Origin of the sequence: Acidovorax sp. sif0632 (genome assembly GCF_019218805.1) — a bacterium.
Taxonomy (GTDB): domain Bacteria; phylum Pseudomonadota; class Gammaproteobacteria; order Burkholderiales; family Burkholderiaceae_C; genus Acidovorax; species Acidovorax facilis.
Genome location: NZ_JAHUWW010000001.1, coordinates 14,656 through 40,368, shown reverse-complemented (window position 1 = coordinate 40,368; position 25,713 = coordinate 14,656). Strand labels below are relative to the sequence as shown.

Annotated in this window: 22 protein-coding genes and 1 tRNA gene; 10 read left to right on the top strand and 13 right to left on the bottom strand. The window is 66.1% G+C overall.

The annotated features are described in order from the left end of the window. Nucleotides 1-252: 252 nt before the first annotated feature. Nucleotides 253-1,548 (bottom strand): DUF445 domain-containing protein, encoded by a 1,296-nt coding sequence (locus tag KW832_RS00175; protein ID WP_218299049.1) that lies wholly within the window; start codon nt 1,546-1,548, stop codon nt 253-255. Between the two features lie 33 nt (nt 1,549-1,581). Continuing rightward, complete coding sequence (locus KW832_RS00170) at nt 1,582-2,721, bottom strand: aminotransferase class V-fold PLP-dependent enzyme (protein ID WP_116748696.1); 1,140 nt, start codon at nt 2,719-2,721, stop codon at nt 1,582-1,584. 90 nt (nt 2,722-2,811) lie between these two features. On the opposite strand from KW832_RS00170, the gene KW832_RS00165 reads away from it, so the two are divergent. Then, nucleotides 2,812-3,618 (top strand): AraC family transcriptional regulator, encoded by an 807-nt coding sequence (locus KW832_RS00165; RefSeq protein ID WP_218299050.1) that lies wholly within the window; start codon nt 2,812-2,814, stop codon nt 3,616-3,618. An 83-nt stretch (nt 3,619-3,701) separates the two neighbouring features. After that, entirely contained in the window at nt 3,702-4,328 is a 627-nt protein-coding gene (locus KW832_RS00160) for a LysE family translocator (protein WP_370628619.1), read from the top strand. Nucleotides 4,329-4,356: 28 nt separating this feature from the next. On the opposite strand, the gene KW832_RS00155 is transcribed toward KW832_RS00160, so the two are convergent. Both KW832_RS00155 and KW832_RS00150 read right to left on the bottom strand, forming a co-directional pair. Beyond that, on the bottom strand, nt 4,357-7,629 hold the full coding sequence (locus KW832_RS00155) for a carboxyl transferase domain-containing protein (RefSeq protein WP_218299114.1): 3,273 nt from the start codon (nt 7,627-7,629) through the stop codon (nt 4,357-4,359). Between the two features lie 87 nt (nt 7,630-7,716). Continuing rightward, the gene (locus KW832_RS00150; protein ID WP_218299051.1) at nt 7,717-9,327 is read right to left on the bottom strand and encodes an AMP-binding protein; all 1,611 of its coding nucleotides are present in this window, start codon (nt 9,325-9,327) and stop codon (nt 7,717-7,719) included. Between the two features lie 155 nt (nt 9,328-9,482). Here KW832_RS00150 and KW832_RS00145 point away from each other — a divergent pair, with 155 nt between their 5' ends. From KW832_RS00145 to ltaE, 3 genes are all read left to right on the top strand, one after another. Further along, nucleotides 9,483-10,133 (top strand): TetR/AcrR family transcriptional regulator, encoded by a 651-nt coding sequence (locus tag KW832_RS00145; RefSeq protein ID WP_121941770.1) that lies wholly within the window; start codon nt 9,483-9,485, stop codon nt 10,131-10,133. Nucleotides 10,134-10,186: 53 nt separating this feature from the next. Next, complete coding sequence (locus KW832_RS00140; RefSeq protein ID WP_121422039.1) at nt 10,187-11,434, top strand: branched-chain amino acid ABC transporter substrate-binding protein; 1,248 nt, start codon at nt 10,187-10,189, stop codon at nt 11,432-11,434. A gap of 109 nt (nt 11,435-11,543) precedes the next feature. Beyond that, entirely contained in the window at nt 11,544-12,614 is a 1,071-nt protein-coding gene (gene ltaE, locus KW832_RS00135) for a low-specificity L-threonine aldolase (protein ID WP_218299052.1), read from the top strand. Nucleotides 12,615-12,620: 6 nt separating this feature from the next. Here the strand turns inward: ltaE and KW832_RS00130 are convergent, their stop codons facing one another. After that, a complete protein-coding gene (locus KW832_RS00130) occupies nt 12,621-13,340 on the bottom strand; it encodes a YggS family pyridoxal phosphate-dependent enzyme (RefSeq protein WP_218299053.1) in 720 nt (239 codons plus the stop codon). Between the two features lie 37 nt (nt 13,341-13,377). Here KW832_RS00130 and KW832_RS00125 point away from each other — a divergent pair, with 37 nt between their 5' ends. The 4 genes from KW832_RS00125 to KW832_RS00110 all read left to right on the top strand — a co-directional run bounded on the left by KW832_RS00125 (nt 13,378) and on the right by KW832_RS00110 (nt 17,378). Next, nucleotides 13,378-14,421: a type IV pilus twitching motility protein PilT gene (locus KW832_RS00125; RefSeq protein ID WP_055398404.1), complete on the top strand. Its 1,044-nt coding sequence runs from the start codon at nt 13,378-13,380 to the stop codon at nt 14,419-14,421. A 67-nt stretch (nt 14,422-14,488) separates the two neighbouring features. After that, nucleotides 14,489-15,124, top strand: coding sequence for a Crp/Fnr family transcriptional regulator (locus KW832_RS00120; RefSeq protein ID WP_055398403.1), 636 nt, complete (start codon nt 14,489-14,491; stop codon nt 15,122-15,124). 61 nt (nt 15,125-15,185) lie between these two features. Beyond that, nucleotides 15,186-16,322, top strand: coding sequence for a PilT/PilU family type 4a pilus ATPase (locus KW832_RS00115; protein ID WP_218299054.1), 1,137 nt, complete (start codon nt 15,186-15,188; stop codon nt 16,320-16,322). Between the two features lie 141 nt (nt 16,323-16,463). Continuing rightward, nucleotides 16,464-17,378, top strand: coding sequence for an NAD(P)-dependent oxidoreductase (locus KW832_RS00110; protein WP_218299055.1), 915 nt, complete (start codon nt 16,464-16,466; stop codon nt 17,376-17,378). A gap of 225 nt (nt 17,379-17,603) precedes the next feature. Here KW832_RS00110 and KW832_RS00105 read toward each other — a convergent pair whose 3' ends face one another. The 3 genes from KW832_RS00105 to KW832_RS00095 form a co-directional block, all read right to left on the bottom strand. Continuing rightward, complete coding sequence (locus KW832_RS00105; RefSeq protein WP_218299056.1) at nt 17,604-18,278, bottom strand: BON domain-containing protein; 675 nt, start codon at nt 18,276-18,278, stop codon at nt 17,604-17,606. After that, nucleotides 18,275-18,877, bottom strand: a complete 603-nt coding sequence (locus tag KW832_RS00100; protein ID WP_121422035.1) for an SIS domain-containing protein — start codon at nt 18,875-18,877, stop codon at nt 18,275-18,277. The genes KW832_RS00105 and KW832_RS00100 overlap by 4 nt, the downstream gene beginning before the upstream one ends. A gap of 100 nt (nt 18,878-18,977) precedes the next feature. Further along, nucleotides 18,978-19,388, bottom strand: a complete 411-nt coding sequence (locus KW832_RS00095; RefSeq protein WP_218299057.1) for a YraN family protein — start codon at nt 19,386-19,388, stop codon at nt 18,978-18,980. On the opposite strand from KW832_RS00095, the gene rsmI reads away from it, so the two are divergent. Further along, nucleotides 19,388-20,347 (top strand): 16S rRNA (cytidine(1402)-2'-O)-methyltransferase, encoded by a 960-nt coding sequence (gene rsmI / locus KW832_RS00090; protein WP_218299058.1) that lies wholly within the window; start codon nt 19,388-19,390, stop codon nt 20,345-20,347. The genes KW832_RS00095 and rsmI overlap by 1 nt on opposite strands. Before the next feature lie 131 nt (nt 20,348-20,478). On the opposite strand, the gene KW832_RS00085 is transcribed toward rsmI, so the two are convergent. The 5 genes from KW832_RS00085 to KW832_RS00065 all read right to left on the bottom strand — a co-directional run bounded on the left by KW832_RS00085 (nt 20,479) and on the right by KW832_RS00065 (nt 25,675). After that, complete coding sequence (locus KW832_RS00085) at nt 20,479-21,735, bottom strand: Hsp70 family protein (RefSeq protein ID WP_218299059.1); 1,257 nt, start codon at nt 21,733-21,735, stop codon at nt 20,479-20,481. 223 nt (nt 21,736-21,958) lie between these two features. After that, a tRNA-Phe gene (locus KW832_RS00080) sits at nt 21,959-22,034 on the bottom strand. 66 nt (nt 22,035-22,100) lie between these two features. Continuing rightward, nucleotides 22,101-22,784 (bottom strand): response regulator, encoded by a 684-nt coding sequence (locus tag KW832_RS00075; protein WP_121422031.1) that lies wholly within the window; start codon nt 22,782-22,784, stop codon nt 22,101-22,103. Nucleotides 22,785-22,823: 39 nt separating this feature from the next. Next, entirely contained in the window at nt 22,824-25,016 is a 2,193-nt protein-coding gene (locus KW832_RS00070; protein WP_255577414.1) for an ATP-binding protein, read from the bottom strand. A gap of 101 nt (nt 25,017-25,117) precedes the next feature. Next, complete coding sequence (locus KW832_RS00065; protein WP_218299115.1) at nt 25,118-25,675, bottom strand: DUF4390 domain-containing protein; 558 nt, start codon at nt 25,673-25,675, stop codon at nt 25,118-25,120. Nucleotides 25,676-25,713 lie beyond the last annotated feature (38 nt).

Genomic DNA, 25,713 nt, shown 5'->3' with positions numbered 1-25,713 from the left:
GTCCGAGCGGCGCTGCGCAGCAGCAAAGCGAGTTCCACGGCGCACCCCGCAGCCGCCCCGACGCAGGTTTGCCCCTTCGCACAGCGAAGGGGTCGCAGACTGGGGGTCGCCTTTCTTTTGGGTACTTTTCTTTGGCGAAGCAAAGAACAAGTACCTCGCCCGCCGGGGCGAGTCCCGGCTTCCGCACTCAACACAAGCATGCTTTTCTAACCAGCACGCCCTGGCTTCGACAGGCTCAGCCCGAACGAGTGGTCAGCTGCCCACCACCGCCCTCCAAATCTCCCCCGCGTGCGACACCACAAACAGCACCAGCCCGATCAACCCACCCACCACGGTCCCGTTGATGCGGATGTACTGCAAATCCTTCCCAATGTTCAGCTCGACCAGCTGCGTCATCTCTTCGGTATCCCATCGCCGCACGGTGTCCTCAATGTGCTGCGCAATGAACGCCGACACATCCGGCGCCAGCCCCTCCACCCACCGCTCCAGCCGGTCATTGAACGACTGCCGCAGCGCCGCATCCCCCGCCAGCGACTCGCCCAGCCATAGCCCCAGCTTGCCCACCTGCCGCGCCACCACCGAATCGGCATCGGCCAAATCACGCTGCAGCGCTCCGCGCAGATCCAGCCACAACGCCTGCACATAGCCGCCCACGGTGGCATCGGTCTGCAGCCAGGTACGGACTTCTTCGCCCTTGCGCGACCATTCCGGGTCGCTGCGCAGGCGCTCGATAAAGCGCTGCACCGCCGCATCAAACTGCGCACGCAGTGCGTGCTGCGGGTTGGCTGCCACATCGGCCATCAGGCTCTCGAGCGCGCGGGCCAGCAGGGCCGAGCCCTTGTCGCCCAGCCAGTCGCTGGGCAGCAACTTCTCGGTGCGCGGGTGGTCCTTCTTGAGCCAGGCCACGATGGACTGCGCGACCCAAGTGCGGGTTTGCTCGTTCTGCAGCAGTTCGATGAGCTTGGCCAGCACGTCGTCCAGCAGTGCCTGGTGGCGGCCGTTGTGCGTGAGGGTGTCGAGCACTGCCGCCAGGGCACGCGACATATCCACCTGCCCGATCAAGGCACGCACGGCCTTGTGGATGAAGCGCTCCACCTGCGCGTCTTGCACCGTCTCCAGCGCAGCCGATGCCAGGCGCGTGGCCTGGTGCCCCAGCAGCGCGGCGTTGCCGGGGGCAGTCAGCCACTGCGCCAGACGCTCGGCCGGGTCGTGCCGGCGGATCAGCGACACGAGCGAAGGCACATCCAGGAACTTGTCGCGCACAAAGGTGGCCAGGTTGCGACCGATGCGCGCCTGGTTGCGCGCGATGACTGCGGTGTGCGGAATGGGCAGGCCCAGCGGGCGCCGGAACAGCGCCACCACCGCAAACCAGTCCGCCAGCGCACCCACCATGGCGGCCTCGGCCATGGCCTTCACACCGTTGAGCCACAGTCCGCGTTCGACCACGCTGGTGGCGATGAACACCGCCGTCACCAGCAGCAACAGTCCCAGCGCCTGCCGTTTGGCACGCCGCAGGGCTACGGTTGCGCTGTCAGTCTCTGGCTTCATCCGGGCCAGCCCGCCGACCTCGACCCCAATGCGTCAGGCAGCCGCCGCAATCTGGTCCAGCGCCTTCGACAAGTGGCCCACCGTGCGGTCCACGTTGTGCCACTTCTCCAGGCCAAACAGGCCAATGCGGAAGGTCTTGAAGTCCGGCCCCTCATCGCACTGCAGCGGCACACCCGCAGCCGTCTGCAGGCCCACTTCCATGAACTTCTTGCCGTTCTGGATGCCGGGGTCGGTGGTGTAGCTCACCACCACGCCGGGCGCCTTGAAGCCGTCGGCCGCCACGCTCGGGAAGCCTCGTGATTCGAGCAGCGCGCGCACCTTGGCGCCCAATTCGATCTGCTCGTCACGCACCTTGGAAAATCCATATTCACGCGTCTCGGCCATCACCTCGCGCAGGCGTACCAGCGCATCCGTGGGCATGGTGGTGTGGTACGCGTGCTGGCCCTTTTCGTAGCCCTCGGCAATCTGCATCCACTTCTTGAGGTCGCACGAGAAGCTGCTGCTCGTGGTGCCCTCGATGGCTTCGCGCGCACGCTCGGACAGCATCACCATGGCGCAGCAAGGCGATCCGCTCCAGCCCTTTTGCGGCGCGCTGATGAGCACATCCACGCCCGTGGCCTGCATGTCCACCCACATCGCGCCCGACGCCACGCAGTCCAGCACAAACAGCGCGCCCACCTCATGCGCAGCTGCCGTCAGCGTGCGGATGTAGTCGTCCGAAAGGATGATGCCGCTGGCCGTTTCCACATGGGGCGCAAACACCACCTTGGGCTTTTCTGCGCGGATGGTGGCGGCGACTTCTTCAGCGGGGCATGGTGCCCAGGGCGCCTGCGGGCCACTGCCCTGCTGGCGCGCCTTGCACACCACGGAGCCACCCCCCAGGCCCTTGTCGGCATCAAAGATCTGCGTCCAGCGGTAGCTGAACCAACCGTTACGCACGATGAGCACCTTTTCCTTGTTGGCAAACTGGCGCGCCACGGCCTCCATGCCGAAGGTGCCACTGCCGGGCACCAGCACGGCGGTGTGGGCGTGGTAGACCTCTTTGAGCGTGCCCAGGATGTCCTGCACCACGCCGGTGAAGCGCTTGGACATGTGGTTGAGCGCGCGGTCGGTGTAGACCACCGAAAATTCGAGCAAACCATCGGGGTCGATATCGGGCAAAAGGCCAGGCATAGAGGAGTCTCCGCGTGTGAAACTGAGGGAGGAAAAAGGGACGATCAGGTCAGCTTATCATGGCCCCGCGCCACCCCAAGGCCGCGCGCCATGCAGCAAAAACCCTTCCGATTCCTGCCCACCGCACTGCCCGGCATCGAAGCGATGCAGGCCGACTCCCGCCTCGTCTTCGGCAGGCACATGCACTTGCAGTTCGGCCTCGGCGTGATCGAGCGGGGTGCGCAGAAATCGGCCAGCGGCCGGGGGATTGTGGAATCGGGCCCAGGCGACACCATCACGGTCAACCCCGGCGAAGTCCACGATGGCATGCCGCTGGACGAGCGTGGACGCGCCTGGCGCATGCTCTACCTGGAGCCCGCCCTGGTGGCGCCATTGGCGGCAGAGGTGCATCCGGGCCCGCTCGGCTCCGCCTTCGAATTCCATGCTCCGACGATGCGCGATGCGCGGCTGGCGGCCCAGGTACTGGCACTGTTCGACGCGGCCACCCACCGCCCCAACCACTCGGCCGCAGCGCTGCATGTGGAGGAATGCCTGTTGCGGGTGCTGAGCGGCCTGCTGCGACCGAAGGGCCACCAACAATCCGCCGCGTCCATCACCAGGGCTCGCACCATGATGGACGACGATCCCACCGCACCCTGGAGCCTCGCGCAACTGGCCGATGCAGCAAGTTTGAGCCGCTACCAGCTCGTGCGCCAATTTGCCCAGGCCACGGGCCTCACGCCACACGCCTACCTGCTGCAGCGCCGACTGCAGCTTGCGCGCCATCTGATGGGTGAGGGCACGCCCCTGGCCGATGTCGCCGCAGCCAGTGGCTTTGCCGACCAAAGCCACCTGACGCGCCTCTTCACGCGCAGTTTTGGCATCACACCCGGCGCCTACGTTCGCGCACGCGGCTGACAGCCCGGTCCCTGCAATTTCGTTCAAGACCGTTGTGCGGGGGTTGGCGGATGCTGCGGGCATCGCCACTTCACACCGCCGCCGTGCGGCCTCTCGCCATGGGCATCGAATTTCTCATCACCTCTCTCATCGTGGTCGTCTCGCCGGGGCCAGGAACCCTGCTGACCGTGGCGGCCGGGCTCTCGGGCGGTGCGCGGGCCGCCGCCGTGACGGCGCTGGGCTGCACGCTCGGCATCGTGCCGCACCTGCTGGCGGCGATCACCGGGCTGGCCGCGCTCCTCAACGCCAGCGCCACGGCATTTGAAGTCCTGCGCTACGCGGGGGTCGCCTACCTGGTCTACATGGGCTGGGCCACGTGGCGCTCGCCCGCCACGCTGGAGGTTCGCACTGACGCACCCGCACGCGCAGCCGGTGGGCGTATCGCGGAAGCCATGCTGATCAACCTGCTCAACCCCAAGCTGTCGCTGTTCTTCCTCACCTTTCTGCCGCAGTTCATCGCACCGGGTGAAGCGCAGCCCGCGTGGCGCATGGTCCAGCTCTCGCTAGTCTTCATGGCCATGACCTTTGTGGTGTTCTTGGGCTATGGCGTCTTTGCCGCCCGGTTTCGTGACCAGGTGCTGCAGCGCCCCGGCGCGCTGGCGTGGCTGCGCCGCGGCTTTGCGGCCGCGTTTGTCGGGCTCGGCGCAAAGCTCGCCCTGATGCACCGATAGGCACCACCGTGTCAGGTGCCGTGCTGCTTCACCAGGTATCGATGCAACGTGGACCCAGCGGCGCCACCTGCGCCGATGCCAACCCCCGCGCCAGCCAGGCCCGCGTGTCGGCCGGGTCTATCACAGCGTCGATCTCCAGCGTGGCGGCCATGTGCATCGCCTCGCCGTTGGCGTACGACTTGGCCAGCAGCTTGGCAAACAGCGCGTCGCGCTCGGCGCCCTCGGGCAGCGCCTCCAGCTCCTTGCGAAAGCCCAGGCGCACGGCGCCTTCGAGCCCCATGGCGCCGAACTCGCCCGTGGGCCAGGCGACAGTGAAAACGGGCGCATGGAAGCCCCCGGCCGTCATGCCCATGGCGCCCAGGCCGTAACCCTTGCGCAGCACCACGCTGAAGGTGGGTACGCGCAGACTGGCGGCGGTGACGAAAAGGCGGCTCACGTGGCGCACCTGGGCCGTGGCTTCGACCTCGGGGCCGACCATGAAGCCGGGCGTGTCCACCAGGCTCACGATGGGCAGGCCATGCGCGTTGCACAGCTGCATGAAGCGCGCGCCCTTGTCGGCCGCATCGGCGTCGATGGCGCCGCCCAGGTGTTGCGGGTTGTTGGCCAGCAGGCCCACGGGGCGGCCTTCGATGCGCGCCAATGCGGTGTGGATGCCCGCGCCAAAGCCGGTGCGCAGCAGCAGCAGGCTGCCGTCGTCCACCAGGCCCGCCATCGCCGTGCGGGTGTCGTACACGCGCAGGCGGTTTTCGGGCACCACGGCGCGCAGCAGGCGCTGGTCGGGCGCGGACCATTGCGATGTGCGGCCCTGGAAGAACGCCAGGTAGTGGCGCGCGGCCTGCACCGCCCCGGCCTGGTCATCGACCAGCACGTCAATCACGCCGTTGGCATGCTGCACGCGGCTCGGTCCGATCTGCTCGGGCTTGAAGACGCCCAGCCCACCGCCTTCGATCATGGCCGGGCCGCCCATGCCGATGTTGCTGGCGCGCGTGGCAATGATCACGTCGCTGCAACCCAGCAGCGCCGCGTTGCCCGCAAAGCAGCGCCCGGCCGCGATGCCGATGACCGGCACCTGGCCCGACAGCGCCGCGTAGCTGGCGAAGGTGTGCACATGCAGCCCCGCCACCACGGGCATGTCGGTGTCGCCCGGGCGCCCGCCGCCGCCCTCGGCGAACAGCACCACCGGCAGCTTCTGCGCCAGCGCGATGCCGAGCATGCGGTCGGTCTTGGCGTGGTTGCGTGCGCCCTGGGTGCCCGCGAGCACGGTGGCGTCGTACGACATGACGACGGCGCGGGACTTCTCGTCGCCAAACAGTGCGCCATTGATGCCGCCAATGCCCGTGACCATGCCGTCGGCGGGCGTGTTGGCAATCAGGTCTTCCTTGCTGCGGCGGCGCGCCTGCGCGGCGATGGCGAGGGCACCATATTCGATGAAGCTGCCGTCGTCGCACAGGTCGGCAATGTTCTCGCGCGCGGAGCGGCCACCTTGCGCGTGGCGCTTGGCCATGGCGTCGGGGCGCGCCGCGTCGAGCGTGAAGGCGTGGCGGTCGATCACGCGTTGCAGGTCGGCGCGGATGTGGTCCGGGTCATGTACCGTACCGCCCTGCACTTCGACATCGGCCCCCTCATCCACCGCGTCCAGCACCAGCAGCGGCTGCCCCTGCGCGACGTAGCCACCGGCCACGGCCAGCAGCGCGCCCACGCGGCCCGCGTGTGGGGCCAGCAGCGCATGCTCCATCTTCATGGCTTCAAGCACGGCCAGCTCGGCGCCGGCGGCGACCACGTCGCCCTCGGCCACGCTCAGCTGCACCAGGCGGGCGGGCATGGGGGCCAGCACGGCTCCTTCAGGGGCTTCAGAGGCGATATGCGGGTCTTTTTGCCCTGTAGTGCTAGTCGAATATGCCTCGATAGCTATATTTTTGATATCAATCAGAAGATCTGGCAGCACTGACTCCAGCCAGCGCGTGTGCACCTGCTGGCTCTCCATTTCGGGCCGCGTTGCCAGCGCCTGCAGCAGCGCGAGGTTGGTGGCTACACCGTCGATGCGGCACTCGGCCAGCGCGCGCTGCGAGCGGCGCAGCGCATCGGCAAAACGCGGGCTGCGCGTGTGCACGATGAGCTTGGCCAGCAGCGTGTCGTAGTGCGGCGACGGCGTGGCGCCCGCTGCGCCGTGCGTGTCCACGCGCACTCCAGGGCCTGCGGGCAGGTCAAAACGGCGGAGCGTGCCGCTGCCGGGCGTGGCGTTGCCCTGCGCGTCCAGGGTTTCGGCGTTGATGCGCCACTGCACGGCAAAGCCCAACACGGCAGGCGGTGCGGCGGGGTTGAGGCCAATGTTCTGCAGCGTGCGGCCTGCGGCCAGCGCGATCTGCGCCTGCACCAGGTCCACGCCGGTGACCTCTTCGGTGATGGTGTGCTCCACCTGCAGGCGCGGGTTGCATTCGATGAATACAAACGGCAGGTCGTTCGAGGCCAGGTCCACCAGAAACTCGAACGTGCCCAGGCCCTCGTAGGCCACGGCGCGCGCCATGGACAGTGCGGCGGTGGTGATCCGCTCGCGCAGCACTGCGGGCAGCGAAGGGCTGGGCGCGATCTCCACCACCTTCTGAAAGCGCCGCTGCAGCGTGCACTCGCGCTCGCCCAGCGCGATCACCTCGCGCCCGTCGCCCAGCACCTGCACCTCGATGTGGCGGGCGTTGCCCATCAGGCGCTCCACGTACACGCCGTCCACACCAAAGGCGGCCTGCGCCTCGCTGCGACAGCGCGCGTAGGCAGCGGGCAAGTCATCGGCCGACGCCACCGCGCGCATGCCGCGCCCGCCGCCGCCACCGATGGCCTTGATGACGATGCCAGCATGGGCGTGCTGCGCGAAGAAGGCCTGCGCCTCCAGCAGCGTCACCGCCGCCTGCGTACCGGGCATGAGCGGCACGCCCTGCTGCTGCGCCAGCGCACGGGCCTGCGCCTTGTCGCCGAACAGCGCGAGCTGCGCAGGCGTGGGGCCGATGAAGCGCAGCCCAGCGTCGGCACAGGCGCGGGCGAAGTCGGCGCGCTCGCTCAAGAAGCCATAGCCCGGGTGCACGGCATCGCAGCCCTGCGCCTGGGCAATCGCGATGAGGCGCGCACCGTCCAGGTACGCCGCCGGGCCGGTGGCGCCCAGTGCCACGGCCGCAATGGCTGCGTGCACATGGGGGCTGGCGGCGTCATCGTCGGCATACACGGCCACGCTGGCAATGCCCAGGTCGTGCAGGGCGCGCACGGTGCGCAGTGCGATTTCGCCCCGATTGGCAACCAGCACTTTGGTGAACAGAACAGAAGATGGCATGGGGCAGTCGCTCTATTTTTTATAGCTGCCAGCGCATATTCAACTGGCGCCAGCAGCCAATTTTTCACTCATTCAAGCAATATCACGCAGCAGGCGGCGCAGCACTTTGCCAGCGCCCGTGGCGGGCAGTGCGTCGATGAAACGCACCTCGCGCGGGGCTTTGTAGGGCGCCATGTTCTCGCGGCACCAGGCCACCAGGCCGGCGGCGTCCACCTCCTGGCCGGACTTCTTGACGATGAAGGCGCGCACCACCTCGCCCTTTTCTGCATCGGGCACGCCAATAACCGCGGCCTGTGCCACGGCAGGGTGTTTGATGAGCAGGGTCTCGACCTCTTCGGGGAACACGCTGTAGCCCGACACCTTGATCATTTCCTTGAAACGGCCGATGAAGGTGACATAGCCGTCCGCATCGATCTTGCCCATGTCGCCGGTGTAGACCCAGCCATCCCGCAGCGTCTTGGCCGTGGCCTCGGGCTTGTTCCAGTAGCCCTTGAAGTTGCCGGGGCCGTGGATGGTGATCTCGCCCACCTCGCCAACGGACAGCGGCGCACCGGTGTCGGGGTCGACGATGCGCAGGGTGTTGCCCGGCACGGGCTTGCCCTGGGTGCCCCAGCGGATCGCGTCCACCGGCATGGCGGTGTCCACGGTGTGGGTTTCCGACAGGCCATAGGCCGCCTCGTGCGCAATGCAGTTCGGCGCGAACTGCTGCCACTGCAGGGCCAGCGCCTCGGTGAAGGTGATGCCGAAGCTGGTGACTGGGTTGCGGCGCAGCGCGCTCCAGTCCATCTCGCGTGCGCCGGGCACCTGCATGAGCGCGCCGTTCATGGGCGCGATGCTGTACCACCAGGTCACGCGGTGGCGCTCCAGCGCCTGGGCCACGCCCAATGGATCAAAACGGTACAGCAGCACGGCGGTGGCGCCGGTGTAGACCGGCAGGTTCACGCCCATCACCATGCCGGCGATGTGGTACAGCGGCGCCACTGCCAGCAGCGTTTCGTGCGGTGTCATGCCATTGCAGTCCGCCGATGCAGCGGTCTTGAACGTGGCGTTGCCGTAGCTCAGCATCGCGCCCTTCGGTAACCCGGTGGTGCCCGAGGTGTAGGTCATGAGCGAGATGTCATCCATCGACAGCGCCACGGGCGCAGGCCGCGCACCGGTGCGGGTGGCGGCCAGGAAGTCTTCGCAGCCCGCAGGCACCGGCGCCATGGCGGCGCGCATGGCCAGCAGCTCGGCGGGTACGTCGATGCTGGGCGCGCCCTCGGGCAGCAGCTCGGCATAGCGCACCACAAACACCTGCTGCAGCGCGGTCTTGGCGCGCACCTTGTCCACCACGGGCAGCAGCACATCGGCCGCGACGATCACGCGCGCCTGCAGGTCGGTGAGCTGGTATTCCAGCTCATGCTCCTTGTTCAGCGGCCCGCAAGGACAGACGATGGCGCCGATCTTCTGGATGCCGTAGTGCGCCATCACGTACTGCGGGCAGTTGTTCATGAACAGCGCCACGGGCTCGCCCTTGGCCACACCCAGCGCCTGCAGGCGCGCGGCAAATGCATCACTGGCCGCATCAAGCTGCGCCCACGTGAGGGGCTGGCCGTACCAGAGGTAGGCGATGCGGTCGGGCGTTTCGCGCGCGTGGCGGCGCAGGTGTTCGTGCAGCGGCAGCTGCGGTGCGGCAGAAGGCATGGCGTTGTCTCCGAGGTGTCTGGAATCGCTGGTTCTTGGCGGCCACTCAGGGTTTTCTCTGAGCGCCCTCACCCGCCAGCGTCTTGCCAATATATACCGCTCGGTAGAACAATGCTACCCATGGGTATAACTCCAACGTCGCGCAAAGGACACCGATGAACCAGCAGCCCCCCGTGCAGGCCAGCGGCCGCCAGAAGGCCGCCACGGCCGGGTCGGACGAAAAGCGCGAACGCATCCTGCGCGCAGCCGAGGCGCTGTTCGATGCGCAGGGCTACGCCAACACCACCATCGAGCAGATCGTGCAGCAGCTGGGCGTGACCAAGCCCTTTGTGTACTACTACTTTCGCAACAAGCAGGAGATCTTCGAGACGCTGTCGTGGGCGCCTGCCGTGGCGTGTTTCACTGCGATGGACTTTGCGGCGGACGATGACCGGCCTGCCCATGTGAAGGTGACGGAAGGCATCGAGCGGCTGATCCGCGCCACGCTGGAGCACCACCCCTCGGCCTTCTTCCCGTACCGCGAGCCGCAGGTGTACCGGCCCGAGTACCTGGCGGCGCAGAAGGATCTGGCGAACCACTTCTACGACCGGCTGTGCGCGCTGCTCGAACAGGGCCGCCAGGACGGCATGTTCGAGTTCAACGACACCAAGATCACCGCCCTGGCCGCCTGCAGCCTGCCCGGCTTTCTCTACAACTGGTACCGCCCTGACGGCCGCCTGTCGCAAGACGAGGTGGCGCAGGAGCTGGCGCAGCTGGCCTGGCGTGTGCTGGGGCTGCGGCGAACCCGCAAGCGCAACCCAGCCTGACGCGCACCGCAGCCCCCCTACACCAAGCACAACAACCACCGGAGACAAAACCCATGAAAACCGTGTTCCTCACCCCCCTGGCCGCTGCGGCGGCCCTGCTGATCGGTACAGCCGCCAGCGCGCAGGAGACCTTCAAGGTCGCCTACATCGATCCGCTGTCGGGCCCGTTCGCCAATGTGGGCGAGCTGATGCTCACCCACACGCAGTACGCCATCGAGGACATCAACGCCAAGGGCGGCGTGCTCAAGGGCACCAAGCTGCAGCTGCTGCAGTTCGACAGCAAGCTTTCGGCGCAGGAAAGCCAGAGTGCGCTGCAGGCCGCCATCGACCAGGGGGCCAAGGCCATCGTGACGGGCGGCTCGGGTTCGTCTGTGGTCACGGCACTGGTGCAGGCGGCAGCGCGCCACAACCAGCGCAACCCGGGCAAGGAGATCCTGGTGCTGAACCACTCCTCCATCGACCCCGAGCTGACGGGCAAGGCGTGCAACTTCTGGCACTTCCAGTTCGAGGCCAACACGGCCATGAAGATGAAGGCCATTGCCAACTACATCAAGAAGCAGCCGGACATCAAGAAGGTGTACCTGCTGAACCAGGACTACGCGCATGGCAAGCAGTGGGCGCACTATGGCCGCGAGATGGTGGGCCTGGCGCGGCCCGACATCCAGTTTGTGGGCGAGGCGCTGCACCCCATCGGCCGCGTGAAGGACTTTGCGCCCTACCTCGCCAAGGTCAAGAGCACGGAGGCCGACTCGGTCATCACCGGCAACTGGGGGCAGGACATGACGCTGCTGCTCAAGGCGGCGGGTGACGCGGGCTACAACCTGCGCTACTTCAACCACAGCGCGGGCTCCATCCCCGGCACGGTGCTGGCGGTGTCGCAGGCCAAGCAGGGCCAGCTGACCTGGGTGGCCGAATGGCACCCCGGCCAAGCCGACACCCCCAAGGTGGACGCGCTGGCCAAGACCTACAAGGCCAAGACGGGCAAGGACTTTCTCGCGCCGCGCATTGAGATGACGCCGCGCTTCCTCGCCGCCGCCATCAACAAGGCCCAGTCCACCGACCCGGTGAAGGTGGCCCGCGCGCTGGAAGACCTGACCATCGATTCGGTGGTGGGCCCGGTGCGCATGCGCGGGGAAGACCACCAGCTGCTGCTGCCCCAGGTGGTCAACACCATCGCGCCGGTGGACGGCAAGGCCGTGAAGGTGGGCTGGGAAGGCACGAACTATGGCTTTCGCACCGATGCCGCCTACACCGGCAATGAAATAGCCCAAGGCACCGAGTGCAAGATGACGCGGCCTTGATGCCACGGCGCCGAAGGGCGCCGAAATCCCCACAGCGGCAACCGCCACAGGCCGCCGCTACCATGGCCGGTCATTGCATTCATTGACCCGACCCACAAGGACCGCGCCCATGCCCGACTTTCGCAGCGACACCGTCACCCAGCCCACGCCCGCCATGCGCGAGGCCATGTTCAAGGCCCCGCTGGGCGACGATGTGTTTGCCGACGACCCTTCAGTGAACGCACTGCAGGAACATGCCGCCGAGCTGCTGGGTTTCGAGGCTGCGCTGTTCGCCCCCTCGGGCACGCAGACCAACCTGATCGCACTGTGGGGCCACTGCCAGCGCGGCGACGAGGCCATCGTGGGCCAGAGCTGGCACACCTACCGCTGGGAGGCGGGTGGCATGGCGGTGCTGGGCTCCATCCAGCCCCAGCCCGTGGAAACGCAGCCTGACGGCACCCTGCGTCTGGCCGACATCGCCGCCGCGATCAAGCCCGACGACCCGCACTTTGCCCGCACCCGCCTGGTGGTGCTGGAGAACACGACCGGCGGCCAGGTGTTGCCCCCCGCCTACATCGCCGAGGTGGCACAGCTGGCGCGCAGCCGGGGGCTGGCAATGCACCTGGACGGCGCACGCATGTTCAACGCTGCCACGGCCAATGCCGCGCGCAACGGCACCGATGTGTATGCGGAAGCGCGCGCGCTGTGCAGCCACTTTGATTCCACATCGCTGTGCCTGAGCAAGGGCCTGGGCGCGCCCGTGGGCTCGCTGGTGCTGGGCTCGCGCGACTTCATCCGGCAGGCGCGCCGCACCCGCAAGATTTTGGGCGGCGGCATGCGGCAGGCGGGTGTGCTGGCGGCTGCCGGCCACTACGCGCTGCAGCACCATGTGCGGCGCCTGGCGGAAGACCACGCCCGCCTGGACCGGCTGGCCCAAGGGCTGTCCGAAGCCAACCGCAGCCACCCCGTGCTGCAGGGCAAGCTCACCGTGCTGCCGTGGCAAACCAACATCCTCTTCACCGACCTGCACGCAGAGGTGGCCCCAGCCTTCACCGCCTGGCTGGCGCAGCACGGCGTGCGCGTCACCAGCAGCCTGTATGGCGGCGCCACCCGGCTGCGCTGGGTGACGCACCTGGATGTGAGTGAGGCGGATGTGACAGCGGCGCTGGACTGCGTGGCGCGCTTCACGCTGCCGGGCTGAGCCCGCTCAGGCGGCGGGGTAGGTCCGTCCACCAAACACGCCGGTGCCCACGCGCACCAGCGTGCTGCCTGCCTGAATGGCGGCCTCCAGGTCGGCCGTCATGCCCAGGGACAGGGTGTCGAACTTCCCCAGGCCCGGTCCGCCCAAGGCAGATATTTGGTCAAAAAGCCTCTTGGCGCTGGTGTGGATTGCCAGTTGCGCTTCAAATTCAGGAGCATGGTCCGGAATGCTCATGAGCCCCCGCACCACCAGCCGTGGCAGTTTTGCGACAGCCCGCACCAACTCCAGCGTTTCAGCAGGAGCCACACCTGACTTGGTGGGGCCTCCATCGATATTGACCTGGATACATATCTGCAGCGGCGGCAGGTGATCGGGCCGCTGGGCCGACAGGCGCTCGGCGATCTTGAGCCGGTCCACCGTATGCACCCAGCCAAAGTGCTCGGCCACCAGGCGGGTCTTGTTGCTCTGAATGGGGCCTATGCAGTGCCACTGCAGCGCCACATCGGGCAAGGCGGCGCGCACAGCCGCAATCTTGTCCACGCCTTCCTGGATGTAGTTTTCGCCGAAGTCGCGCTGGCCGGCGGCCACGGCCTCCAGCACCGCATCGGCGCCAAAGGTCTTGGAAACGGCCAGCAAGGAAACGCTGGCCGGATCGCGCCCGGCGGCTTTGCACGCCTGCGCCATCCTGCCCAGAACCTGTTGGAGGTTGTTAGCAATCGTGGTCATAATGTTTGGCAAGCGTACCAAACGATAGAGGGATTCCGTGGACATTACCCAACTGCTCGCGTTCAGCGTCAAGAACAAGGCCTCCGACCTGCACCTCTCCGCAGGCCTGCCGCCCATGATCCGGGTCCACGGCGATGTGCGGCGCATCAACGTCGATGCGCTGGACCACAAGACGGTGCATGCCATGGTGTACGACATCATGAGCGACGCGCAGCGCAAGACGTATGAAGAGTTTCTGGAAGTCGACTTCTCTTTTGAAATCGAAGGCCTGGCACGTTTTCGCGTCAACGCCTTCAACCAGAACCGGGGCGCCGCCGCCGTGTTCCGGACGATTCCAAGCAAGATCCTGACGCTGGAGCAGCTCAACGCACCCAAGATCTTCGGCGACCTGGCCCTCAAGCCGCGCGGCCTGGTGCTGGTGACCGGGCCTACGGGCTCGGGCAAATCCACCACGCTCGCGGCCATGGTGAACTACCTCAACGAAACCGAATACGGCCACATCCTCACGGTGGAAGACCCGATCGAGTTCGTGCACGAATCCAAGAAGTGCCTGATCAACCAGCGCGAAGTGGGGCCGATGACGCTGTCGTTTGCCGCCGCGCTGAAGTCCGCACTGCGCGAAGACCCGGACGCCATTCTGGTGGGTGAAATGCGCGACCTCGAAACCATCCGCCTGGCCATGACGGCGGCGGAAACGGGCCACTTGGTGTTTGGCACACTGCACACCTCCAGCGCTGCCAAGACGATTGACCGGATCATCGACGTGTTCCCGGCCGAAGAAAAGGAAATGGTGCGTGCGATGTTGTCCGAATCGCTGCAGGCCGTGATCTCGCAGACACTGTGCAAGACCAAGGATGGCTCGGGCCGCGTGGCCGCGCACGAGATCATGCTGGGCACCAGCGCCATCCGCAACCTGATTCGCGAGGCCAAGGTGGCGCAGATGTACTCCACCATCCAGACCAGCAACAGCGTGGGCATGCAGACGCTGGACCAGAACCTCACCGACCTCGTGCGCCGCAACATCATCAGCCCGGCCGAGGCCCGCAGCAAGGCCAAGATCCCCGAGAACTTCCCTGGCTGAGCCCCCCGCAGCACACACCCATGAACGACTTTGCGGCCCCCGCAGGCGCCGCATACCGGAGCCCGATATGAAAGGCATTCTGAGCCTTCTGAAAATGAAAACCCGGGGCGGCAAGCCTGCGGAAGACCACACGGATTCCGTGCTGTTCTCCACGGCCTTTGCAGGCCAGGGCGTAGACGATTCGATGCTGGTGCCCTGGGAGGCACGTGCCGTGGAAGTAGGCGCCAAACGCCTGCCCACCAGCCGAGGCGGCAAGCTGCTGCAAGGTCTGTGGGCCAAAGACAAATACATGGCGCACCTGGACAAGGACGCCGTGGAGCGCATGGAGCGCTTCTTCGAATTTGCGGCCATCCCGTCCAACCGCGATGTGATCCGTCAGGACGAGTACGGCAATTTCATGGTGGTGCTGCTCACGGGCACCATCGCCGTGGACCGTGTGCAGCCCTGGGGCGAGCAATTGCGCCTGGCCGAGACGCGGCCCGGTGACATCCTGGGCGAGATGTCGCTGCTCGACAGCGGCATCCGCTTTTCGGCCTGCACCACGCTCACTGACTGCGAGATCGCCGTGCTGAGCGCCGAAGCCATGGACGACATGATGACCAAGGACCCGCAGCTTGCAGCCAGCCTGATTGCACTGCTGGCCCGCAAGCTGTCGCTGCGCCTGCGCGTGGTGAGTGCGCGCCTGAGCGACAACCACAAGTAATGATGCGCCACGACAAGATCAATGATCGTCCAGCCGACGAACAGCCCCGGGAGAACTTCTGATGGAACGCGATCAGGCCAGTAAATTCATCAATGACCTGCTCAAGTTGATGGTGGGCCGCAACGGCAGCGACTTGTTCATCACCGCAGACTTTCCACCCGCCATCAAGGTAGATGGCAAGGTGACCAAGGTGTCGCCCCAGCCGCTCTCCCCCAACCACACGCTCACGCTGGCGCGCGCCATCATGAGCGACAAGCAGGTGGCCGACTTCGAGCGCACCAAGGAGTGCAACTTCGCCATCTCGCCCGCCGGCATCGGCCGCTTTCGCGTCAACGCCTTCATCCAGCAAGGACACGTGGGCATGGTGATGCGGACGATTCCGCTCACGCTGCCCACCATCGACGGCCTGGGCGTGCCGCAGGTGCTCAAGGAAGTGACGATGACCAAGCGCGGCCTGTGCATCCTGGTGGGTGCCACGGGCTCGGGCAAATCGACCACGCTGGCCGCCATGGTGGACTGGCGCAACGAGAACTCGTTCGGCCACATCATCACGGTGGAAGACCCGGTGGAATTCGTGCACCCGCACAAGAACTGCGTGGTCACGCAGCGCGAAGTGGGGCTGGATACCGACAGTTGGGAAGCGGCCCTCAAGAACACGCTGCGCCAGGCGCCCGACGTGATCCTGATGGGCGAAATCCGCGACCGCGAGACCATGGAACATGCCGTGGCCTTTGCCGAAACCGGCCACCTGTGCCTGGCCACGCTGCACGCCAACAGCGCCAACCAGGCGCTGGACCGTATCATCAACTTCTTCCCTGAAGAGCGCCGCGCGCAGCTGCTGATGGATTTGTCGCTGAACCTGCGCGCCATGGTCTCGCAGCGCCTGATCCCCAAGCAGGACGGCAAGGGCCGTGCGGCTGCGGTGGAGATCATGCTGAACACGCCGCTGATCTCCGACCTGATCTTCAAGGGCGATGTCTCCGAGATCAAGGAGATCATGAAAAAGAGCCGCAACCTGGGCATGCAGACCTTTGACCAGGCGCTGTTCGACCTGTACGAGGCCAACGTGATCAGCTACGAAGACGCGCTGCGCAACGCCGACTCGCTCAATGACCTGCGCCTGCAGATCAAGCTCAACAGCCAGCGCGCCAAGTCGCCAGACCTGGCTTCGGGTACCGAGCATTTCGCCATAGTCTGAAAGCCCCCCCTGAGTCGCCTGCGGCGCCTTCCCCCCAGGGGGGGACGCCACCGGTGGCCGGGCAAAGCCCGCTCCACGGTGGCACTGGCAAGTGCGCGCCCATCGCGGGCTTTTCTTTTTGATCCAAATCCTTTTATCTCCATGCCAAGCACCAACCCCCGCAACTACGACGCCACCCCTTCCCGCAAGGTCGCCTTTCTGGGCTTGGGTGTGATGGGCTACCCGATGGCCGGACACCTTGCACTGGCCGGGCATGAGGTGACGGTTTACAACCGGACCGCTACCAAATCAATAGCTTGGTGCGCAGAATATGCAAGCGCCAAGGCGCCAAAACATGCGGCAACGCCGCGCGAAGCCGCTGCGGGCGCGGACATCGTGTTCTGCTGCGTGGGCAACGACGATGACCTGCGCTCTGTCACGCTGGGCGCGGACGGCGCCTTTGCGGGCATGAAGCCGGGTGCGATTTTTGTGGACCACACCACGGCATCGGCCGAGGTGGCGCGCGAGCTGTACGCAGCCGCCCAGGCGTTGGGCCTGCAGTTTGTGGATGCCCCTGTGTCGGGCGGCCAGGCCGGCGCGCAGAACGGCCTGCTCACCGTGATGTGCGGCGGCGATGCCGCAGCCTTCGAGGCAGCCCAACCCGTAGCCATGGCGTTCTCGCGTGCCTTCACGCTGCTGGGTGCCAGTGGCTCGGGACAGCTGGCCAAGATGGTCAACCAGATCTGTATTGCCGGGCTGGTGCAGGCCCTGTCCGAGGCCGTGGCCTTTGGCCAGAACGCGGGGCTGGACATGAAACAGGTCCTCGACGTGATCGGCAAAGGCGCCGCCCAAAGCTGGCAGATGGACAACCGTGGCAAGACCATGGTGGACGGCAAGTTCGACTTTGGCTTTGCCGTGGACTGGATGCGCAAGGACCTGGGCCTGGTGCTCGATGAGGCCAAGCGCAACGGTTCACGCGTGCCGGTGACGGCCCTGGTGGACCAGTTCTATGCCGATGTGCAGAGAATGGGTGGCAACCGCTGGGATACATCGTCCCTCATCCAGCGGTTGAAATAAAGCACCCCGTGGGCGCTTCGCGCCCTCCCCCAGCGCCCGCAAGTGCAACGCTGCATTCGCAGCTTGGCGGCCCTTGCGCGGGGGTGCCGGCCTCGGCCACGCCAGTTTCACGCAGCCGCGCGCGGTGCGGAGTCCCCAAGAAAAAATCCCGGGTTGCGTGGTGCGAGCCGGGATTTTTTTTGATCTACCAGTTGTGCAGGCTGTCGAGCCGGCTGAAAACGATCTTCAGCCCCCAGAGGGCTTGGTGTCATCCGTGGTGACGGGTGCAGGTTGCGGAGCGATGCGGCGCAGTTCTTCTTCCGAGACGATCTCGAACACACGCACCACCTTGCTCACGCCGCTCACCCCGCGCGCAATCTCGGTGGCGCGGTTCGCTTCGCGCTGCGACACGCGGCCCATCAGATAGACAACGTTGCGCTCGGTCACCACCTTGAAGGAATTGGCCGAGATGTCCTGCGCGTCCACCAGGCTGGCGCGGACCTTGCCGGTGATGAAGGTGTCGTTGGAACGCTGGCTCAGGGTGCTGGAGAAGGTGGTGATGGTCAGGTCGTTCACCACCGAGCGCACGTTCTCCACCTGCGACACCAATTGCTCGACGGCCTGGCGCTCCTGCGCATTGGGGACTTCGCCCGTCAGCAGGGCCTGGCGGTTGTAGCTCGTCACGTTCACGTGCACGCGGTCGCCAAACGTCTCGCGGATACGGTTGGCCGCGCGCAGTTCGATGCCTTCATCCTCGATCTGGGTGCCCGCCGTGCGGCGGTCCACGGCCATCACGCCACCCACCACAGCGCCCCCGACGATCAGCGGCGCGCAGGCCGACAGGCCTGCAGCGAGGGCGGCTGCGGCCAGCACGGTGCACACCGTGCGCTGGGTACGGTTCATGGTTGTTTGTTGCTTCATAGCGGATTCTCCTGTTCACCAAGTAACTGGGCGTCCACACCATCGCTCAGGCAATGCAGCACCAGGGCATGGACTTCGCGCACGCGCGCTGCGCGGTCGTGGGGCACGCTGATCAACACGTCGGTTTCGCGCAGCATGGCGGCCAGCTTGCCGCCGGTGCGGCCGGTCAGCACCACCACGGTCATGTCGCGCTCGTGGGCGGCTTCGGCAGCGGCCAGCAGGTTGGCGTCGTTGCCGGACACCGACAGAGCCAGCAGCACGTCACCGGCCTGGCCCAACGCACGCACCTGGCGGGCAAACTGCTGGGCGGCGTCGTGACTGCCTCCTGTGGCGGCCGTCAGCAGCGTGCTGTCGGAGGTCAGGGCCAGCGCTGCCAGCTCGGGGCGTTCGCGCTCGAAACCCGCCACGCAAAACGCAGCGAACTGCTGCGCCTCGGCGGCCGAGGGGCCGTTGCCACAGGCCAGCACCTTGCCGCCGCTGGTCACACAGGCCAGGACGGCCTGCACGGCGGCGGCGATGGGATGGCTCAAAACCTGCGCCGCCTGGTACTTCAGGTCGGCGCTGTCGATGAAATGCTGTTGGATGCGTTGCTCAAGCATGAGGGCTCGATGATACCCGCCGCGTGTTACAGCTTTTGTAGCAAACCGTAGTCACTGGCATTGCTTTGGAGCCCGAATGGGGGACAGGGAACGGATGGGGTCACTGCGCATCAAAGGCCGCCTTGAGCCACTGCACAGAAGCCTCGACCAGCACCACATCAAAACGGCAGGGCGGCGGCGATGGCAGGCGCAGCAGGTAGTGCCGGGCCGCAAAAATGATGCGCTGCTGCTTGGTGGCACCGATGCTGGCCCCCGCGCCGCCGAACGCACTGCCCGCCCGGCTGCGCACTTCGACAAACACCAGCGTGCCGTCGCGCTCGCGCATGACCAGATCAATCTCGCCACCGCCGCGTCCGGGCGTCCGATAATTGCGCACCACCAGTTGCAGGCCAGCCGCCTGCAGATGGGCCAGGGCCTGGTCCTCCGCCACATTGCCGCGTTCGCGCGTGGTGGCGGCGGGGGCAGCCGGGCCAGAGCCCCCCGCCGGTATTCTCTTTCCAAGGAATTTCATTGAGCGCATCTTTCGCTTCAGCCCAGGGCGCCGCGCGCGAAGCGGCGGCTGCGCAGCATTATCCCGAGGGCGCCTTGTACGTGGTGGCCACGCCCATCGGCAACCTGGCCGACATCACCCTGCGCGCGCTGCACGTGCTGCAAATGGCCGACACCGTGGCCTGCGAAGACACGCGCCACACGCAGTCCATGCTGCGCGCCTACGGCATCGACAAGGGCGCCGCACAGCTGCTGGCGGTGCACCAGCACAACGAGGCCGAGGCCGCGCAGAACGTGGTGCAGCGGCTGCAGCTGGGCCAGCGCGTGGTCTACGTGAGTGACGCCGGCACGCCCGGCGTGAGTGACCCTGGCGCCCGGCTCGTGGCCGCCGTGCAGGCGGCGGGCCTGCGGGCCGTGCCCCTACCCGGCGCCAGCAGCATCACCACAGCGCTGAGCGTGGCAGGCGCAGTGGCCCACAGCACTGAACATGGCGGTTTTGTGTTCGCAGGGTTTCTACCCGTGAAGAACGCCGAACGCGCCACGGTGATTGCGCAGCAGCTGGCCCTGGAGCCGCGCTGCGTGGTGCTGCTTGAAGCCCCCCACCGCATCAACGAGCTGGCCCAGGCCCTGGCGGTGCTGGGTGATCGTCCGGTAACGCTGGCACGGGAGCTGACCAAGCAGTTCGAGGAAGTGACCACGCGGCCCGCCCGGGAGCTGACAGCTTGGCTGGACGGCGCACCCCAGCGCTCGCGCGGCGAGTTTGTGGTGCTGCTGCACCCGGTGGCGGTGGCCAGCGACGATGGCGCCAGCCTGCGGGTGTTGCGCCTGCTGGTGCAGGAGCTGCCGCTGAAAACCGCCGTGCGCCTGGCTGCCGAGATCACGGGTGCATCGCGCAATGTGCTGTACGACACGGCCCTGGCGTGGAAGCGCAGCGGCGCGAGCGGGGAAGATGAGGACGAAGCAGGCGACGCCGGGAGCTGATAACACCTCGGATTTCAGGCCAAATTAACACCTAGCGCTTGATGGACAAGCGCTGATAGCTATATTTTTAATAGCACTTCTCCGCCACAGCAAATCCACCACCGGCCCTGGTGCCGCAGCCCCCTCCGGATCTATCGCCCTGACACCGCCAACCCGGCCGCCACCCCGCCAAACAAATCGCCTTCCACCTGGGGAGTGTCGGGAAACGCCGCTTTGAGCGCCTGCCGCAGCGGCCGCAGGGCCGACGAGCCCCCGGTGAGATAGATCGCATCCAGCCCCTGCACACCCAAGCCCGCCAGCTGCACACATTCCTGCGCGCAGGCGACCACCTGTTCGAGGGGTTGCAACAGGGACTGCGCCAGTCCCTCCGGTGTCACGGCGGCACCGAGCCCGGCCTCGATCCAGTCCAGCGGCATGGGCGCTTCGGCATCGGCCAACGAGGCCGCAATCTTGGCCTGCTCCACCGTGTTGGCCATGCGGTGCCCCAGGCGCTCGTGCAGCACCCGCATGAGCCGCGCGTGCAGCCGTGCATCGGAATAATCGGTGCGCAGGTTCTGCGCATCGCGCAGCGCGCGCGGCGAGTACAGCCACTGAATCAGATGCCAGGTGGACAGGTCAAAAAACACCCGGCTGGGCACCTCGCGCCCCGTGGGCCCAGTGTGCCGAAACCCGAGCAAGGGCATCAACAGGTCCAGGCTCAGCCGCCGGTCAAAGTCGGTGCCACCCACGTGCACGCCGGTGGTGGCCAGCACATCGCTGCCGCGCTCGGCACGCGCCATGCGCTCCGGCCCCAACCGCACCACTGTGAAGTCCGAGGTACCTCCCCCAATGTCCACCACCAGCACCAGCGACTCGTGCGCGATACGCTGCTCGTAGTCCAGCGCTGCGGCAATCGGCTCCAGCTGGAACGACACCTCGGCAAACCCCGCATCCAGCGCAGCCTGGCGCAACGCATCTTCCGCCTGCTGATCGCGGTCGGCATCCCCATCCACAAAATGCACCGGCCGCCCCATCACCACACGGGCAGGCATGCCGCCCAGCTCATCGCGCGCCCTTTGCACCAGCATGCGCAAGAACAGGCTGATGATGTCCTGGTAGCTCACCATCTTGTTGTGCACCGCCGTCTTGTCCTGCAGCAGCGCACTACCGAGCAGGCTCTTGAGCGACCGCATCAGGCGCCCCTCGGTGCCCGCCAGATACTGGCCCACGGCATCGCGACCAAAGTGCGTGCGGTGATCCTCTGCGTTGAAGAACAGTGCGGTGGGCAGTGTGTGCGCACTCCCTTCCAGCGCAATCATCCGCGCCAACCCCGCCCCCTGGCGCACGGCCATCGCGGAGTTGGAAGTGCCAAAGTCGATACCGAGGGTGGTGTCCTTCAGGAGGGGCATGGGTGAAGTGTCGAAGCGATGAGGAAGTGTTCAACGCACACCGGCCACAGCCTCGGTGAACGCAAACATCGGATGCGGTGCTGCCGCGAGAAGAACGCTCTGGGCAGCTTGGTGGCGCGACAGGAGACCCGTCCAAAGCCCCTCCGAGGCACGACCCAGCGCCGTGGACACCGCATGCAGAATGGAAAAAGCCCTTGATTAGCAAAAATCAAGGGCTTTTATTTGGTGGCCTGGGGCGGAATCGAACCACCGACACAAGGATTTTCAATCCTCTGCTCTACCGACTGAGCTACCGGGCCTGAGCCTCAAATTATAACCAGAAAAAAAGGCCGTTTAGGCGAAACCGCCAATAATTTCTTGCAAGCCTACCCGCGTTTGCCCCGGCCGAGATCGACCCCTAGCTGGCGCAGCTTGCGATAAAGGTGCGTGCGCTCAAGGCCCGTCTTTTCGGCCACGCGCGTCATGGAACCGCCTTCGCGGGCCAAGTGGAATTCGAAATAGGCTTTTTCAAAACCATCGCGCGCTTCGCGCAGGGGGCGGTCCAGGTCAAACCCTTGGTGCGCGTGCGGGCCAGCCTCGACGCCAGCCATGATGGCCGACACAGCAGGCAGTTGCGAAAACGTGGGGTCGGCCGGGGTATGGACGGGCGCTGGGGCCGCAGCCACCGGGGCGGACTGGTGGGCAGCGTTGCGTGCCAGGCCCTGCTCCACCGCCTTGAGCAGCTTTTGCAGGGTGATGGGTTTTTCAAGAAACGAGAAGGCGCCGATCCGGGTGGCCTCTACGGCGGTGTCGATGGTGGCGTGGCCACTCATCATGATCACGGGCATCGTCAGCACGCCCGCTGTGGCCCATTCCTTGAGCAACGAAACCCCGTCGGTGTCCGGCATCCAGATGTCGAGCAGCACGAGGTCGTAGGTGTTGCCTGCCCGGGCCGTGCGCGCCTGGGTGGCGTTTTCTGCGAGGTCTACGCTGTGACCTTCGTCGTTCAGGATTTCCGACAGCAGATCACGAATGCCGAGCTCATCGTCGACCACCAGAATGTTTGCCATGTGTGTTGAAGCGCCTTGGGGTACTGCGGGGCGGTGTTGTTATGACGCCACCGCTGGTTCAGGGGCGAATGATAACGACACTTGGGCCCCCCGCACTACGCCATCTTCGGTCCGATTCGACAAGTCAATGCGCGCACCGTGCTCATCGGCAATCTTTTTGACCACGGCCAGACCCAGGCCGGTGCCCCGGGGCTTGGTGGTGACGTAGGGCTCGAAGGCACGCTGCAGGATGTGCGCAGGAAAGCCCCCACCACTGTCGGATACCGTGAGCCGCACGCGGCGCGAGGACTCACTCCAGCGCGTGCTGATGCGTACCGGGGGCACGGGCTCCGAGGTTCCAGCGCGCGCCTGCTCGGTGGCGTCTTGCGCGTTTTGCAGCAGGTTGTGCACAACCTGCCGCAGCTGCTGCGCATCGCCTGCGATAGAGGGGCAGCGCGGGTCCAGCTCGGCTTCTACGCGCACGGCGGCGTTCTCTTCGCCGTAGAGATGGAGCACGTCGGCCACCAGGGCATTGAGGTCCAGTGCATGGAGTTCTGCAGCAGGCAAGCGTGCGTAATCGCGGAATTCGTTGACCAGCCGCTTCATCGCATCGACCTGGTCCACGATGGTCTTGACGGACTTGGCGAGGATGGCCTGTTCAGGGCCGGGCAGCTTGCCAGAGAGCTTCATTTCCAGCCGCTCCGCAGACAGCTGGATGGGCGTGAGCGGGTTCTTGATTTCGTGCGCCAGGCGCCGCGCCACCTCACCCCAAGCCTGCGCGCGCTGGGCGGAAACAATTTCCGAAATGTCGTCAAAAACCAACAGTCTGGCCGAATCGGGCAGTTCCGCCCCCCGCGCGACGAGGCTGGTAGCGTGTTGCCCGACGCCGCCAGAAGACGCATGCAGCTCAAAAGGCTGCTGCCAGTGGTCCAGTCCATGGCGTTCGTGGTCGCCCAGGAAAGCGTCGAAGTGCCCTTGCACCGACGCCGCAAACTCGGCGAGCCCTGGCACTTCCGACAGGGGTCGCCCCTCATAGGCCGCCATCGGTGCCCGCAGGATGCGGGTGGCCCCCGGATTGGACGATCGGATCAAACCTTGGGCATCCAGCACGATCACCCCCGCCGTGAGGTTGTCCAGGATGGTCTGTAGGTTGGCGCGTGCGGCATCGACCTCGCCCATGCTCTGCTCCACGGCATGGCGGGCGTCGGACAACTGCTGGGTCATCAGTGCAAAAGAGCGTGTGAGTCCACCCAGCTCATCCTTGCCCTGCAATGCAGCCTTGGGGCTGAGATTGCCAGCCGCCACCTCGCGCACCCCCTCGGCCAGCACCAGCAGCGGGCGGGCCAGCTGGTTGCCCAGCAGCACCGCCAGCAAAACGGCGCCAAAGACAGCCAGGAACAGGCTCAGCGTAAGCGTGCCCACATACATGCGCCGCAACCCCCCACGGGCCAGGGCTCGCTCCTGGTATTCGCGGTTGGCCTCCTGCACGGCAATGGCGTTGGCCACCAGGGCAGGCGGCAGGGGCAACGTGGCCTGCAGGTATCGGGGCTCCACCAGCAAGCCGACGCTGGGGCTGCTGACCAGCGCCAGCACTTTCACGCGCGCATTCTGTGCCGCGGCAGGGTCCGAAATATCGTCCAGGCCCTCGATCTGCGCGGTGGCGCGCTGCTGCCGCACGGTGCGCAGCAACGCCACGCCGGGCCGGTCGGGGTTCAGGCTAAAGCGCGATTGGCCTGCACTGGCTACCGCCTGGCCCGCAGCATTCCAGAGCACGACATCGGTGGCTCCCAGCTGGTCGCGGATGCGCTCCAGCACCAGACCAGCCGCGGCATCAGGCACCTGCGCCACTTGGGCACTGGCATTGCGCGCTTTTGAGGCCATGTCGGCGGCCAGCGAATCCAGCGACACACGGGCCAGGTTCACCCCCGCTGAAAGAGCGCCCTCCACTTTCACATCGAACCAGCTCTCAATGGACCGCGTGACAAACTGGTAGGACACCACATAGATCAGCAGCCCCGGCATCAGCCCCACCAGCGCAAAGATGGCCGCAAGCTTGACCAGCAGTCGACTGCCAAAGCGCCCTTTGCGCAAGCGCATGCCCAGGCGCACCGCCACCCACACAAGCACGGCCAGCAGCAGCACGGCCACCAAAACGTTCACGCCAAAAAGCCAGGCGTAGTTGCGCTCGTACAGCGCGCGGTTGTTGGTGGCCAGGGTGAGCAGGAACAACAGCACCATGCCGATAGCCGACATGATGGCGGCCCCAACCCCCACAGCCCAGCGCACGGCGCGCGACTGGCGTGCGGCGGCATGGGCCGACGCGGAAGCTCCCGTCTGAGAAGACTCTGGAGGGCTCACTTGGCGACGGTCTCTGCAGCCAGGCGTTGGCTGCGGGATACCAGGAGATTCCAGCCGGAGCGCCCCACGGCACCGATCTGGAAGGGTCGGGGCAACTGCGACATATCAAGCCGGAACCGGAAATTGACCGTATGGACGGCATCTGACTCAATGACATCGCGTTCAGCGATCTTCCATCGCGAAATGCGCTGAATGGCTGACAACGCATCGACATAACTGTCAAAATTCTGCCCCAAAACCACACCTAGGCCACTGTTGGTGAAAGGTACCGGGGAGATGTTCAGACGCCAACGTCGCGTCAACGGCTGGTAACTTAGCCGCAGATAGCGGGTGGTTTCAGCCACTTGGCGGTCAGACCAGTACCAGCGGTCTCGCAAAACCTGGGCCTCGGCCACGAAGAACATAGGAATGCCCTTGTACAGCGCATCCTCGGCAAGCTCCGGCAGCACAAATTGCAGTGTGGCGCTGAGGTAGAGGCCATCCTCGGCACGGTCCAGCCGAAGTTCGCCCACCTCGGGGTCCACCGGCTGGCCAGCGATGGCCGACTGCACCATTGCGGCCCATGCCACCAAGAGAAAGAGCGCACAGATCG

What these genes read in the sequence shown, in the direction of transcription:
- KW832_RS00175 (WP_218299049.1), bottom strand. Translation starts at nt 1,548, where the DNA reads ATGAAGCCAGAGACTGACAGCGCAACCGTAGCCCTGCGGCGTGCCAAA.
- KW832_RS00170 (WP_116748696.1), bottom strand. Translation starts at nt 2,721, where the DNA reads ATGCCTGGCCTTTTGCCCGATATCGACCCCGATGGTTTGCTCGAATTT.
- KW832_RS00165 (WP_218299050.1), top strand. Translation starts at nt 2,812, where the DNA reads ATGCAGCAAAAACCCTTCCGATTCCTGCCCACCGCACTGCCCGGCATC.
- KW832_RS00150 (WP_218299051.1), bottom strand. Translation starts at nt 9,327, where the DNA reads ATGCCTTCTGCCGCACCGCAGCTGCCGCTGCACGAACACCTGCGCCGC.
- KW832_RS00145 (WP_121941770.1), top strand. Translation starts at nt 9,483, where the DNA reads ATGAACCAGCAGCCCCCCGTGCAGGCCAGCGGCCGCCAGAAGGCCGCC.
- KW832_RS00140 (WP_121422039.1), top strand. Translation starts at nt 10,187, where the DNA reads ATGAAAACCGTGTTCCTCACCCCCCTGGCCGCTGCGGCGGCCCTGCTG.
- ltaE (WP_218299052.1), top strand. Translation starts at nt 11,544, where the DNA reads ATGCCCGACTTTCGCAGCGACACCGTCACCCAGCCCACGCCCGCCATG.
- KW832_RS00130 (WP_218299053.1), bottom strand. Translation starts at nt 13,340, where the DNA reads ATGACCACGATTGCTAACAACCTCCAACAGGTTCTGGGCAGGATGGCG.
- KW832_RS00120 (WP_055398403.1), top strand. Translation starts at nt 14,489, where the DNA reads ATGAAAGGCATTCTGAGCCTTCTGAAAATGAAAACCCGGGGCGGCAAG.
- KW832_RS00115 (WP_218299054.1), top strand. Translation starts at nt 15,186, where the DNA reads ATGGAACGCGATCAGGCCAGTAAATTCATCAATGACCTGCTCAAGTTG.
- KW832_RS00110 (WP_218299055.1), top strand. Translation starts at nt 16,464, where the DNA reads ATGCCAAGCACCAACCCCCGCAACTACGACGCCACCCCTTCCCGCAAG.
- KW832_RS00105 (WP_218299056.1), bottom strand. Translation starts at nt 18,278, where the DNA reads ATGAAGCAACAAACAACCATGAACCGTACCCAGCGCACGGTGTGCACC.
- KW832_RS00100 (WP_121422035.1), bottom strand. Translation starts at nt 18,877, where the DNA reads ATGCTTGAGCAACGCATCCAACAGCATTTCATCGACAGCGCCGACCTG.
- KW832_RS00095 (WP_218299057.1), bottom strand. Translation starts at nt 19,388, where the DNA reads ATGAAATTCCTTGGAAAGAGAATACCGGCGGGGGGCTCTGGCCCGGCT.
- KW832_RS00085 (WP_218299059.1), bottom strand. Translation starts at nt 21,735, where the DNA reads ATGCCCCTCCTGAAGGACACCACCCTCGGTATCGACTTTGGCACTTCC.
- KW832_RS00075 (WP_121422031.1), bottom strand. Translation starts at nt 22,784, where the DNA reads ATGGCAAACATTCTGGTGGTCGACGATGAGCTCGGCATTCGTGATCTG.
- KW832_RS00070 (WP_255577414.1), bottom strand. Translation starts at nt 25,016, where the DNA reads ATGTCGGCTATCGGCATGGTGCTGTTGTTCCTGCTCACCCTGGCCACC.
- KW832_RS00065 (WP_218299115.1), bottom strand. Translation starts at nt 25,675, where the DNA reads ATGGTGCAGTCGGCCATCGCTGGCCAGCCGGTGGACCCCGAGGTGGGC.